Source organism: Enterobacter sp. RHBSTW-00318 (genome assembly GCF_014101375.1).
Taxonomy (GTDB): Bacteria; Pseudomonadota; Gammaproteobacteria; order Enterobacterales; family Enterobacteriaceae; genus Enterobacter; species Enterobacter ludwigii.
In genome coordinates, this window is the sequence record NZ_JABXQH010000001.1 from 3,843,602 (window position 1) to 3,856,710 (window position 13,109).

Below are 13,109 nucleotides of genomic sequence, written 5' to 3' on the forward strand. Positions count from 1 at the left end.
TCACGTTATTCCGCTGAACATTGCCGGGTAGCGCCAGTGCCTACCCGGCTTACCCATGTCTGATAAGCGCCGCCCAACGGGCAAAAGCCCACTGAAAAAAAAGCCCTCCGAAACGGAGGGCAAGGCCAGTTACAGAAACACAAACTCAAATCATGCATGCAACATTTCAGGTTGCTCAGGAAGTTTCGCGATATAGAGGGCGGGTTGACCGTCTTTATCGGAACTGAACAGCACCGCTTTCTCATCCGGAGTAAAGGAGGGATGCGGGTGGGTGACCTGGCGGCTATTTGCCACCGTTGCCCAGGAGGTGTCGTGACGGGCAATGCGGAAGTAGCTTTTTTTTGCCACGTCAAAGGCGTACAGATAAGGATCGTTATCAATGGTGTAACCGTGCGTATCCTTCACATCAACCGGCGTGCCTGAACCGTCGCCCACCAGCAGGGAGCCGTCAACGTTGCTCATCAGATGGGAACAGGCGGGCATTGGCATGACTGCGTCATTGACGCCCGTATCCGGATTGAAGCTGCAGATGGTGCGGCCCTTTTGGCCCTTCAGATAAGAGACATACACAAGGGCAGAACCGTTCGGCACCCAGAATTCATGGGTACAGCTTTCGCCTTCCGCATGCGTTTTCACTTTGCGCACGTGCGTACCATCTTCGTTGACCAGCCACATGCGGGCGTCGACCAGGTCGTGGGGCCCTTCATGGCAAAACGCCACCGTGTTGTCATCGAACGGACGATAGATAGGGTGGCCAAGCCAGTTTTTCTCTTCGTGGATTGTGGTGCTTAAACCGGTTTTCAGATCCACCCGCAGCAGTCGACAGTGCGGCCCCTTATGGAAGAAGTCGTGGAAAATTTTCCAGTCGTTGAGCGGCGTCCAGTCACGTCGGGCGATTTCTATCCCAACCAGTTTGGTGCAGTCGCTGTTGGCGACCCAGGTACCGTAACCGACCCAGTCATCGGGGACACGGTACACCTCGCGTTCTACCAGGGTATGGAGATCCACCTCCAGCAGCGTGCGGTCGTTCTTCACATAGTAGAAGGATTTATCATCCGGAGAGAGGAACCCGCCAAAGGTATTATCCCCCGCGCCTTCCGTCAGCTGTACCGCTTCGGCCTTCTGCAGATCCAGCAGGTAGTAGTTCCAGTGACCGTCAAACGCCCCAGCGAACAGCAGGTGGCTGCCATCATTAAAGAAGCACTTCTGGTAGAAGTAGTTGCGGTGACAGGTCACGTCGGGTGGGGTCAGGCGGGTGACTTCCACGCCTGTATCCGGATCGTGGCTGACCTCGTAGTTCAGCTTGACCCGCATACCTTTAGCCATAATGCACTCCTTTGAACGATAAAAGTAGATTAAAAAGTAAGTATTAAATTATCAAAACAATGTTTCATTATGTGTGACTGATGGCGCACTTTGTCTGTTTAATTGGCGAGATTAATGTCTGGCTCTCTTTATCGTGATCCGAACGCCATTTCTGGTATAAACAAACAGAAAAAATGAAACGTTGTTTTAAATGTAATTGAAAACCCCCTTCTCTGGGGCTAGACTGTGCTCATCATGAAAACGGAACGTCGTTTCGTTAATTTTCTGCCTGCGGGCACGATCATTTCTGGAGGTTACGGTGGACGTCAGACAAAGCATCCACAGTGCGCACGCCAAAACGCTGGATACTCAGGGGCTGCGCAATGAGTTTTTAGTCGAGCAGGTGTTCGAGGCCGATAAGTACACCATGGTCTACAGCCATATCGACCGTATTATCATTGGCGGGATTATGCCGGTGACGCAGACCGTCTCCGTGGGCGGTGAAGTGGGTAAACAGCTTGGTGTGAGCTATTTCCTTGAGCGTCGCGAGCTGGGCGTGATTAACATCGGGGGCCCCGGCACCATTACCGTAGACGGACAGTGCTATGAGATAGGTCATCGCGACGCGTTGTATGTCGGTAAAGGGGCGAAAGAGGTCGTGTTCGCCAGCATCGACAGCGGTAAACCGGCGAAGTTTTACTACAACTGTGCGCCCGCACATACCCCGTATCCCACCAAAAAAGTGACCCCGGCGGATGTCGCCCCGGTGACGCTGGGTGACAACCTCACCAGCAACCGTCGCACCATCAATAAATACTTTGTTCCGGATGTGCTGGAAACCTGCCAGCTCAGCATGGGGCTGACCGAGCTTGCTCCGGGCAACCTGTGGAACACCATGCCGTGCCATACCCACGAGCGCCGTATGGAAGTGTATTTCTACTTCAACATGGACGAGGACGCCTGCGTGTTCCACATGATGGGGCAACCGCAGGAAACGCGCCATATCGTGATGCATAACGAGCAGGCGGTGATTTCGCCGAGCTGGTCTATTCATTCGGGCGTAGGCACGAAAGCGTACACCTTCATCTGGGGTATGGTCGGTGAAAACCAGGTCTTTGATGACATGGACCACGTCGCGGTTAACGATCTGCGCTAGCCGCAGGCAGTTAAGCATAAACCTGCCTGTTGGTGACAGGCGCTGAAAGATTAAGGAACAAACATGATTCTGGATGCATTTTCTCTGCAGGGTAAAGTGGCTGTGGTGTCCGGTTGTGACACCGGACTGGGCCAGGGTATGGCGTTAGGGCTGGCGGAAGCGGGCTGCCATATCGTCGGGATTAACATTGTTGAGCCTACTGAAACCATCGAGCGCGTCACCGCGCTGGGTCGTCGTTTTCTGAGCCTGACCGCCGATCTGCGTAAAATTGACGCCATCCCTGAACTGCTGGATCGCGCGGTGGCGGAATTCGGCCATATCGACATTCTGGTGAACAATGCCGGACTGATTCGCCGTGAAGACGCGATTAATTTCAGCGAGCGCGACTGGGACGACGTGATGAACCTGAACATTAAGAGCGTGTTCTTTATGTCCCAGGCGGCGGCGAAACACTTTATTGCCCAGGGGAAAGGCGGCAAGATCATTAATATCGCCTCTATGCTCTCCTTCCAGGGCGGTATCCGCGTGCCGTCTTATACCGCATCCAAGAGCGCGGTGATGGGCGTTACCCGTCTGCTGGCAAACGAGTGGGCGAAGCACAACATCAACGTCAACGCGATTGCGCCGGGGTACATGGCGACGAATAATACTCAGCAGTTGCGTGCTGACGAACAGCGTAGCGCGGAAATCCTCGACCGTATCCCGGCGGGCCGCTGGGGCCTTCCGGACGATCTTAAGGGGCCGATCGTGTTCCTGGCCTCTCCGGCATCCGATTACATCAACGGCTATACCGTGGCGGTCGATGGCGGCTGGCTGGCGCGTTAATTGCGTATTCCGTCTTAAACCTCTGCCGGTGGGTGGAGGTTTTTTTTGCTCAAAAATTGCCATTATCCATATGGCTCAAGACGAAAAATCCATACTAAAAAATCATAAATGATATGCATCACAGTTTTATTGCTTAAAAATTAAATGATTAATAAAAACTGGCGGTAATTCATCGTTAGTTGAAATTGTAATGTCCATCACAGATCGCTATGCCACAGCGAAATAATCCATATCTTCGCGAATTACGGCCTGACACTTTTCCGCGCTATCTCGTAATTTCAGTTAACGAATTTCGCTGTTCAGGCAGGAAAATATGACATCTATAAATGACTCTACCCTTATGCCCGCCGCGTTGCGTGATACCCGACGCATGAATCAGTTTGTCTCCATCGCGGCTGCAGTGGCCGGTTTACTGTTCGGTCTGGATATTGGCGTGATCGCCGGGGCGCTGCCCTTTATCACCGATCACTTTACGTTGAGTAACCGCCTGCAGGAGTGGGTGGTCAGCAGCATGATGCTGGGTGCGGCCATCGGCGCGCTGTTTAACGGCTGGCTTTCGTTCCGCCTCGGGCGAAAATACAGCCTGATGGTGGGGGCGATTCTGTTTGTCGCCGGCTCTATTGGGTCAGCATTTGCCACGAACGTGGAAATGCTGCTGCTCTCCCGCGTGCTGCTCGGCGTGGCGGTGGGGATTGCCTCTTACACTGCGCCGTTGTACCTCTCCGAAATGGCGAGCGAGAACGTGCGCGGCAAGATGATCAGTATGTACCAGCTGATGGTGACGCTGGGCATCGTGCTGGCGTTTCTGTCTGACACTTATTTCAGCTACAGCGGCAACTGGCGTGCGATGCTGGGCGTGCTGGCGCTCCCGGCGCTGGTGCTGATTGTTCTGGTGGTTTTCCTGCCAAACAGTCCGCGCTGGCTGGCGCAAAAGGGCCGTCATGTGGAAGCGGAAGAGGTGCTGCGGATGCTGCGTGATACCTCAGAAAAAGCACGTGAAGAGCTGAATGAGATCCGCGAAAGCCTGAAGCTGAAGCAGGGGGGCTGGGCGCTGTTTAAGATCAACCGCAACGTACGTCGCGCGGTGTTCCTCGGCATGTTGCTGCAGGCGATGCAGCAGTTCACCGGGATGAACATCATCATGTACTACGCGCCACGTATCTTCAAAATGGCGGGGTTCACCACCACGGAACAACAAATGGTTGCCACGCTGGTGGTGGGGCTGACCTTTATGTTCGCCACCTTTATCGCGGTGTTCACCGTGGATAAAGCCGGACGTAAACCGGCACTCAAGATTGGCTTTAGCGTCATGGCGCTCGGTACGCTGATCCTTGGCTACTGCCTGATGCAGTTTGATAACGGCACGGCCTCAAGCGGTCTTTCCTGGCTCTCTGTTGGCATGACCATGATGTGTATTGCCGGATATGCGATGAGCGCTGCGCCGGTCGTGTGGATCCTGTGTTCCGAAATTCAGCCGCTCAAATGCCGTGACTTTGGCATCACCTGTTCCACGACCACCAACTGGGTGTCGAACATGATCATCGGCGCGACCTTCCTGACGCTGCTGGATTCAATTGGCGCGGCAGGAACCTTCTGGCTCTATACGGTTCTCAACGTCGCGTTTATCGGGGTCACGTTCTGGCTGATCCCTGAAACCAAAGGCGTCACGCTGGAGCATATCGAGCGCAGGCTGATGTCCGGCGAGAAGCTGCGTAATATTGGCGTGTAATCTGTTGCCGGGTGGCGAAGAGGCCACCCGGCTTTTCGTTAGCGCATCGCGCGTTTCAGAATACGTTCAGCCTGACGCTGGAAGTCAGCGGCGGTCTCTTCCACGGATTTCTGTCCATAATCGATGTACTGCAGAGAGGTGCCGAACTGGGCCACAATCTGCGGATCGTCAAAGTAAGGTGACACGGAAAGTTTGGCCGGCAGAGACTGCGCCAGACGCAGCCCCGCAACCGACGGATCGCTCTCTTTGATGGTGCCGTCTTCGGTCAGGAACTGCACCGCGGCTTTACTCAGCGGCACGCCACGCTCCAGACCCAGCGTATCTACTCCCTCTTTGCTGTTCAGCAGGAAGTTAATCAGTTTCGCCGCCGCTTCCGGGTTTTTGGTGGATTTACCAATCGAGAGCATCTGCGCCGGTTTGAAGAAAAGGCCCGCATCGGTTGCGCCCGGCAGCATCGGGTAACTGCCCAGCACCAGTTTTGCCGGTGGCTTCAGGTTGTCGGAATACTTGTTGATGGTGGAGTTCCACATGTAGGTTCCCGCCCATTCCCCCTGGATCCACGGCTTCATCTCATACATGTTGCTCTTACCAAACGACGCATAGTATTTGGTGTCCGGCATGACGTGGCTATCCACCAGCGTTTTGTAGGTCTGGAAGAATTCCACCCACTGCGCTTTGCTGTAGGCGAACTTCTTGGTTTTCTCGTCCACGGCAGGGATGTTGTACTTCTGAATCATGTACGAGTTCAGCAACGCCAGCGTGTCCTGATGCTCCAGCACGACCGGGTAGTACTGCTTGCCGAGTTTACTCTCGAAGGTTTTACCCGCCGCCATCAGCTCGTCCCAGGTTTTCGGGTATGCAATACCGGCTTTTTTCCAGGTCTCGTCGTTGAAGTAGAACACGCGTGCGGTGACGGAGATCGGAATGCCGTTCAGCTTGCCGTTGATGGTGGTGGACTGAAGTTCTTTGGGATCGAACTGGGTCAGGTCGATCACGTCTTTCATTTTGTTCAGGTCGTAGAACCCGTCGCCGGTTTTCGAGAAGATTGGCAGCCAGTTCCAGTTGGTCTGCATCACATCCGGCTCGGTGCCGCCCGCAATTTGGGTGGTCAGGCGGGAGAGGTGCCCATCCCAGCCGGTGTACTCTGCTTTAACGTTGATATCCGGGTTCTGATTATGGAATTCCTCCAGCGCTTTCAACGTCACCTGATGGCGGCCATTACCGCCCCACCAGGACATGCGTAATTCGACATCTTGCGCCATCGATGGCAAAGCGGTAAGGCCCAGCGTCGCGGAGATTGCTGCGCTTAAAAGCACTTTTTTCATTTTTATAAACTCCATCAGAGAGAGAGGTTCTGTTCAGTTTTTGCGTCAAAAATATGACATTTATTCATATCAAATTTGAAATACACCTTGCGATGAAGGCCTTTATCAATCATTGGCTTAGCTTCATCGGATGGAATTCTGGCGGTCAGTTCGTAGTCCGCAACCTTCAGATAGACGAAGAATTCGTGGCCCATGTTTTCCACGCGAACCATTTCGCCACTGCAGCCCCCGTCAACGAATGGTGCGTCGGAGAGGGAAACGAATTCCGGACGTACGCCGTAGTAAATGGCCTGCCCGGCATAAGCGGAGACTTTCTCCTGCATCCCGGCGTTCAGCGGCATGGTTTCATTGCCGATGGCGATGTGCAGTTTCCCGGCGCTTTCCACCAGCAGGCTTTGACGAATGTTCATCTCCGGCGCGCCGATAAAGCCTGCCACGAACATGTTTTTCGGCTTGTGGTAGAGGTTGTCCGGGGTATCAACCTGCATGATGTGGCCGAGCTTCATCACGCAGATGCGGTCGCCCATGGTCATCGCTTCGGTCTGGTCGTGGGTGACGTAGACGGTGGTCGCCGGTTTACCGGATTTCTTCAACTGCTTGTGCAGATCGGAAATACGAATGCGCATTGAGGCGCGTAGTTTGGCGTCGAGGTTTGACAGCGGTTCGTCGAACAGGAATACATCCGGCTTTTTCACAATCGCACGGCCTACCGCCACGCGCTGTGCCTGGCCGCCGGAAAGCTGGCGTGGCAGGCGGTCGAGTAACTCTTCCAGCTCAAGGATTTTGGCCGCTTCGTTGACCTGAGATTCAATCTGATCTTTTGGCAGTTTGCTCAGCTTCAGACCAAAGGCCAGGTTTTCGCGCACCGTCATGTGGGGATAGAGCGCGTAGTTCTGGAACACCATCGCAATCCCGCGCTCTTTTGGCGCGAGGTTGTTCACAATCTTATCGCCGATGCGGACTTCACCCCCGCTGATGGTTTCCAGGCCGGCCAGCATGCGCAGGGTGGTGGATTTGGCGCAGCCGGAGGGGCCGACGATCACCATGAACTCTCCTTCAGCGATTTTCAGGTCAATGGCATGTACCGCTTTAAAGCCGTTGGAGTAGACCTTTTCCAGTTTGTTGAAGATAACTTCAGCCATAATATTTCCCTCTTAACCTTTAATTCCGCTGCTGGTGACGCCCTGGACGAAGTAGCGCTGTGCCAGGAAGAAGACAATGATGGATGGCAGAATGGAGATGCTCGCCATTGCCAGAATTTCGTTCCACGGCGCCCCTTCGGTGACGTCGATGGACATTTTCAGCGCCAGTGCTATCGGGTATTTATCCACGCTGTAGACATAAATCAGCGGCCCGATAAAGTCGTTCATTGACCACATGAACTGGAACAGGGCGACGGAGATAATGGCCGGTTTCAGGATCGGCACCACCACGTACCACAGCACCTGAAGCGAGTTACAGCCGTCAATTTGCGCCGCCTCCTCCATGTCACGCGGCACGCCGCGCAGGAACTGGATAAGCATGAAGACGAAGAACCCCTGGGTGGCGAAGGCCAGCGGCAGGTACAGCGGCATATAGCTATTGAGCATGCCCATTTCACGGAACATCAGGTACTGCGGGATCAGCAGCACGGTGCTGGGGAGCAGCATGGTGGTGATGAGGGTGGCGAACCAGAATTTCTTCCACGGGATTTCAAAGCGCGCAAAGCCGTACGCCACGATGGTGGAGGAGATAATGGTCAGGATCACTTTCGGGATCACATACTTAAAGGTGTTCAGCATGTAATGGCCGAAGTTGTATTCGGTACCGGTTTTCCAGCCATTCACAAAACCGTCCCAGGTCGCATGGGCAGGCCACAGGCTGAGAGTGGTGAAAATCTCGTGGTTCGGTTTGAACGACGCCGAGAACATCCACACCAGCGGATAAAGCATCAGCAGGCCGACAAACAGCAGGATCACGTAGCGCACAGCGGCGTTAATTTTCTCTCTGCGCAGCGTGCGGGCGACTTCACGCTCGGCAATCGTCCTCGCCGTGGAAAGTTGTTGGATATCAGCCATTTTTGCCTCCTTTATCGGCGGAGTAGAACACCCAATATTTCGATGACTTAAAGGCGATACCGGCAAAAATGGCCACCACCAGGAACAGGATCCACGCCAGTGCTGCGCCGTAACCCATGTCAAAGTATTTAAACGCGGTGTCGTAGATGTAGAGTGAGAACAGGTAAGTGGAATACGTTGGCCCGCCGCCGGTAATGACATACGGTCCAGTAAATTCCTGGAACGCTTGGGTGGTCTGCATAATGAAGTTGAAGAAAATCACCGGCGTGATCAGCGGCACGGTCACTTTCGTGAACATCTGCCATTTGGATGCCCCATCGATCATCGCCGCTTCATACTGCGACTGCGGTACGTTTTGCAGCGCGGCCAGGAAGATGACCATCGCGGAACCGAACTGCCAGACGCGCAGCAGGGTGACCGACATCAGGGCCAGCGAGGGCTCACCCAGCCAGTTCACCGGGTCAAAACCAAATACGCCAATAAAGCTGTTCAGCAGACCATCAATGGCAAAGAGCGCGCGCCACAAAACAGCAATGGCCACGGAGCTGCCGAGGATCGACGGAATATAGTAGGCGGTACGGAAGAATCCAATACCGCGTAATTTAAAGTTCAGAACAAACGCAATCCCTAATGCAAAGGCGAGCTTCAGGGGGATAGTCAGAAATACATACGCAAACGTCACTCCCATTGATGTCCAGAAGAGCGTGTCTTCCGTAAACATGTAGCGATAATTTTCAATGCCGTTAAATACCGGCGGGCTCATCAGGTCATAATCCGTAAAACTCAGGAAAAACGATGAGACGAAGGGGAAAGCCGTAAAGAGTATCAACCCAATGATGTAGGGTGATATCCACGCGAGCCCCAGCAGCTTGTTTTCATTCATACTTACCTACCTGGTAATCAATGGTTTAAAACGGAATCTGCATCTGTAACAACCTTTCAGGCTGTCGAAACCGAGCCTGAACGGCGATGTTCTGGGTAATACGTGTCACGGTTACTTCATTTAACTTTGTTTTATAAGACTTTTTTCTATTTCATCGTTGAGCCAAACGCCTGGGTTTCAATACGGTAGAACTCGTGTTCCTGGATAATAAAACGCCGTTTTATTTTATATTATTGCTATTTGTTTCTGCGTCATTCGCTTAATAGCGGAAATGTGATCAAAGTCGAAACGGTGTTTCAATAAGGTGATGAGGATGGCATTTTTGCGCTATTTCAGGCGTTCAAAGAAGAGAGAGGAGGTCGGGCGGAAAGAACCGGATGATTAATAAAGACAATACCGTGGAGAAACTAACTACTAATTCTGATAGCAGGTCTACAGCTGGATCATTCTTTCGTTCAGATAATTCTTACTTTCTTGTATCATCGGACCACTGTAACCAATCAGGCAGAAATGGTCTGCACCCTCAAAAGAAGAATGGCTATGTCAGCAATGGATTTCAAAAAAAATACGGATCTCGACTTCCCCCATTACGCGGCCCCGGCAGTCAGTTCCAAAGAAATTGACCTTCTGGGACTGTTAGAAGTTCTTCTGGCGGCAAAAAAACGTATCGTCGTGATTGCCTTCGCATTCGCACTGGTTGGACTGGCCATCGCGTTCTTACTGCCACAAAAATGGACCAGTAAAGCGGTGATCACACCGGCGGAACAGACGCAGTGGAACCCGCTGCGCCAGATGATGGTGGCCCTGCAGGTGCTCGACGTGGACGTGAAAATTACCCGTCCGGACGTGTTTAACCAGTTTATTAAAAAGTTCCAGTCGCAGTCGTTGCTTGAGGAGTACATGAAATCCTCACCTTACGTGATGGCACAGCTGGAAGGCACTGACGTGGATCCGCTTGAGCTGCATCGTGCGGTGGTCAATATCTCCGAAAAGATGAAAGCGGTAGATAACACCCTGGCAAAAGACGCGGATAAAGCGCCGTACGTCTCGTGGACATTGAGCTTCACCGCGCCGACGGCGGGGGATGCGCAAACGGTTCTTAAAGGTTACGTGGATTACATCTCGCAGATTGTTGAGCAGGAAACCATGGAGAATATCCGTAACCAGATCACCCTGAAAACCAAAGTGGTGGAGCAACAGCTGGAGCTGGATCGGGTACGTCTGACGAATGTGCACAACACCAATCTGCAGCGTCTTAACTATTCTCTGGAAGTGGCCAACGCGGCGGGTATCAAAAAGCCGGTCTACAGCAACGGTCAGGCGGTTAAAGACGATCCGGATTACTCCGTCGCGCTCGGTGCCGACGGTATCGCGCAAAAACTGCAGATTGAAAAAAATCTCAAGGACATCGCTGAGCTGAACGCAGACTTCCAGAACCGGGAATACTACCTGGCGCAGCTGAAAAAGCTGTCTGTCGAAGACGTCAAACTTGAACCGTTCAAGTATCAGCTCTCTCCATCCATGCCGGTGAAAAAAGACGGTCCGGGCAAAGCCCTGATTGTGATCCTGGCGGGACTGCTGGGCGGGCTGTTTGCCTGTGGCAGCGTATTACTGCGTGAGGCCATGCTCAGTCGCAATTCTCTGGTCGAGCCTGTAACGGAATAAAAAACGCAGACGAGAAGGGCGCTGTTATCAGCGCCCTTTTTTTATTTCAAAAAATCCTCACGTACCGGCGTGAAGGTATCCAGCAGCGTGCCGGGTTTAAGACACACGCAGCCGTGCATCACATGTGGCTTTTTGTAGAGGGTATCCCCGGCCGTCACCACATGTTTTTCGTCTCCAATCGTGAACTCAAACTCGCCGGACAGCACATAGGTTAACTGTTCATGAGGATGGTTATGCAGTGGGCCTGTCGCGCCCTGTTCAAAATTCACCTCCACCGCCATCATTTTACCGCCATGGGCAAGAATACGGCGCGTCACACCGTTCCCCAGATCGTCAAGCATGGTCTCGTTGTGGAAAATAAACATATCGTCACCCCAGAATGTATTAAAACAATGTTTCATTTAATTTATATCACCAGAGGTTAAAAAGAAACGACGTGACAAAGAACTGGAAACACGATCACAAGTTTGCTTCACTGGGATAAACACATAAGGAGGGATGATGAAAACGATCGGCCTGTTAGGGGGGATGAGCTGGGAATCGACAATCCCCTATTACCGCCTGATTAATGAAGGGGTGAAGCAACGTCTGGGGGGCCTGCATTCTGCCAGCCTGCTGCTGCACAGCGTAGATTTCCATGAAATCGAAGCCTGCCAGTCGAGCGGTGAATGGGATAAAGCCGGGGAAATACTGGCCGAGGCCGCGCTGGGGCTGGAGCGTGCGGGAGCAGCGGGGATTTTGCTCTGTACCAACACCATGCATAAAGTCGCGCCCCATATCGAAGCGCGCTGTTCGCTGCCCTTCCTGCACATTGCTGATGCAACCGGGCGGGCTATCACCGCAACCGGATTACGTCGTGTGGCGCTGCTGGGAACGCGCTACACCATGGAGCAGGATTTTTACCGCGGTCGGTTGAGCAGCCAGTTTGGCATTGAAAGCCTGATCCCGGATGAGGCAGACCGGGCCCGCATCAACCAGATTATCTTTGATGAACTCTGCCTCGGCACCTTTAGCGAATCATCCCGGGCATATTACGTTAACGTGATTGAAAAACTCGCGCAGCAGGGGGCGGAAGGGGTGATCTTCGGCTGTACGGAAATCGGTTTACTGGTGCCGGTTGAGCAAAGCCCGATTCCGGTCTTCGATACCGCCGCGATTCATGCCGCCGATGCCGTGGAGTTTATGCTGTCATAAACTTTGCCGATCGGATAAACGAAGCGCCACCTGACGGGCATGGGCTATCAGGTGCTCCGTAAACGCCTCCACCAGCGCTGAGACCGGGCGATGGAGGGGGCGGATCAGACTCACGGTGAACGGGACTGACAGGCTAAACGGGCGGATGACAATATCGCGCCCGGCGTAATCCAGCGCCGTCAGTGGATTCACCACCGAAACGCCCACCCCGGCGCGCACCATGGCGCAAATGGAGGCCGCACTGTGGGTCTCGACCACCATCCTGCGCTTCACCTGATGCTCGGCAAACAGTGAATCCAGCAGCTGCCGGTAGCTGTCGGTTTGTGACAGGCTAATGTAGTTTTCACCGTGAAAATCCGCTGGCGTCAGAATCTGCTTGCGGGCAAGCGGGTGCCCGGCTGGCAGCACGCACACCTCATCTAAAGAGAGCAGTTCCGTGCGTTCCGTTCCCGCGGGCGTAGAGAGGGTTTCGGTCAGGCCTAAATCATGGCGCTGTGCGGAGAGCCACTCCTCGAGCAGCGGTGACTCCTGCGGGACAATCGTGAGATTCACCTCCGGATATCGGGCCAGAAAAGGCTGGAGCAGCGTCGGCAAAAAAGACTGTGAAAAGACGGGCAGGCAGACAATCGATAGCTCGCCCTGCCGAAACTCGCGCAGGCTTTCCGCTGCACTGACAATGCGGTCCAGCCCGTACCATGAGCGCTGCACTTCCTCGAACAGGCGCAGCCCCTGTACCGTTGGGTGAAGCCTGCCCCGTGTGCGTTCGAACAGCTTCAGTCCCAGCACTTTCTCGAATCGCGCCAGCTCGCGGCTGACCGTTGGCTGCGAGGTATGGAGCATCTGCGCAGCCTCGGTGAGGTTGCCCGTGGTCATCACGGCGTGAAAAATCTCGATATGGCGTAAATTGACGGCGGGCATAGGTCACCTGAATACAGAGAACTGTCCATATCATTTTTGCATAGACTCGCGA

The 13,109-nt window shown here is 53.6% G+C and carries 12 protein-coding genes; 5 read left to right on the plus strand and 7 right to left on the minus strand.

The window, feature by feature from the left end:
* Window positions 1-150 precede the first annotated feature (150 nt).
* Complete coding sequence (locus HV157_RS19040) at window positions 151-1,326, minus strand: oligogalacturonate lyase family protein (protein ID WP_020883760.1); 1,176 nt, start codon at window positions 1,324-1,326, stop codon at window positions 151-153.
* Window positions 1,327-1,624: 298 nt separating this feature from the next.
* On the opposite strand from HV157_RS19040, the gene kduI reads away from it, so the two are divergent.
* The 3 genes from kduI (at window position 1,625) to HV157_RS19055 (ending at window position 5,015) form a co-directional block, all read left to right on the plus strand.
* A complete protein-coding gene (kduI, locus tag HV157_RS19045; RefSeq protein ID WP_032680355.1) occupies window positions 1,625-2,461 on the plus strand; it encodes a 5-dehydro-4-deoxy-D-glucuronate isomerase in 837 nt (278 codons plus the stop codon).
* A 63-nt stretch (window positions 2,462-2,524) separates the two neighbouring features.
* Window positions 2,525-3,286: a 2-dehydro-3-deoxy-D-gluconate 5-dehydrogenase KduD gene (kduD, locus tag HV157_RS19050; protein ID WP_032680357.1), complete on the plus strand. Its 762-nt coding sequence runs from the start codon at window positions 2,525-2,527 to the stop codon at window positions 3,284-3,286.
* 295 nt (window positions 3,287-3,581) lie between these two features.
* A complete protein-coding gene (locus HV157_RS19055; RefSeq protein ID WP_223862521.1) occupies window positions 3,582-5,015 on the plus strand; it encodes a sugar porter family MFS transporter in 1,434 nt (477 codons plus the stop codon).
* A 38-nt stretch (window positions 5,016-5,053) separates the two neighbouring features.
* Here HV157_RS19055 and HV157_RS19060 read toward each other — a convergent pair whose 3' ends face one another.
* Genes HV157_RS19060 through HV157_RS19075 form a run of 4 tightly spaced genes read right to left on the minus strand, consistent with a single transcriptional unit; the run spans window position 5,054 to window position 9,280 of the window.
* Window positions 5,054-6,340 (minus strand): ABC transporter substrate-binding protein, encoded by a 1,287-nt coding sequence (locus tag HV157_RS19060; RefSeq protein ID WP_032680360.1) that lies wholly within the window; start codon window positions 6,338-6,340, stop codon window positions 5,054-5,056.
* Between the two features lie 14 nt (window positions 6,341-6,354).
* Entirely contained in the window at window positions 6,355-7,482 is a 1,128-nt protein-coding gene (locus tag HV157_RS19065; protein ID WP_032680361.1) for an ABC transporter ATP-binding protein, read from the minus strand.
* Window positions 7,483-7,494: 12 nt separating this feature from the next.
* Window positions 7,495-8,397 carry a carbohydrate ABC transporter permease gene (locus HV157_RS19070; protein WP_025203331.1) on the minus strand — a complete coding sequence of 301 codons (903 nt, stop codon included), beginning with the start codon at window positions 8,395-8,397 and terminating at the stop codon, window positions 7,495-7,497.
* Complete coding sequence (locus tag HV157_RS19075; RefSeq protein WP_014171468.1) at window positions 8,390-9,280, minus strand: sugar ABC transporter permease; 891 nt, start codon at window positions 9,278-9,280, stop codon at window positions 8,390-8,392. Before HV157_RS19075 ends, HV157_RS19070 begins: the two co-directional genes overlap by 8 nt.
* A gap of 540 nt (window positions 9,281-9,820) precedes the next feature.
* Here HV157_RS19075 and wzz(fepE) point away from each other — a divergent pair.
* A complete protein-coding gene (gene wzz(fepE), locus HV157_RS19080) occupies window positions 9,821-10,945 on the plus strand; it encodes an LPS O-antigen length regulator Wzz(fepE) (protein WP_182268830.1) in 1,125 nt (374 codons plus the stop codon).
* Window positions 10,946-10,986: 41 nt separating this feature from the next.
* Here wzz(fepE) and HV157_RS19085 read toward each other — a convergent pair whose 3' ends face one another.
* Window positions 10,987-11,310, minus strand: a complete 324-nt coding sequence (locus HV157_RS19085; protein ID WP_059305878.1) for a cupin domain-containing protein — start codon at window positions 11,308-11,310, stop codon at window positions 10,987-10,989.
* Window positions 11,311-11,446: 136 nt separating this feature from the next.
* On the opposite strand from HV157_RS19085, the gene HV157_RS19090 reads away from it, so the two are divergent.
* The gene (locus HV157_RS19090) at window positions 11,447-12,139 is read left to right on the plus strand and encodes an aspartate/glutamate racemase (RefSeq protein ID WP_059305879.1); all 693 of its coding nucleotides are present in this window, start codon (window positions 11,447-11,449) and stop codon (window positions 12,137-12,139) included.
* On the opposite strand, the gene HV157_RS19095 is transcribed toward HV157_RS19090, so the two are convergent.
* Entirely contained in the window at window positions 12,134-13,057 is a 924-nt protein-coding gene (locus HV157_RS19095; RefSeq protein ID WP_014171464.1) for a LysR family transcriptional regulator, read from the minus strand. The genes HV157_RS19090 and HV157_RS19095 overlap by 6 nt on opposite strands.
* Window positions 13,058-13,109: the final 52 nt, after the last annotated feature.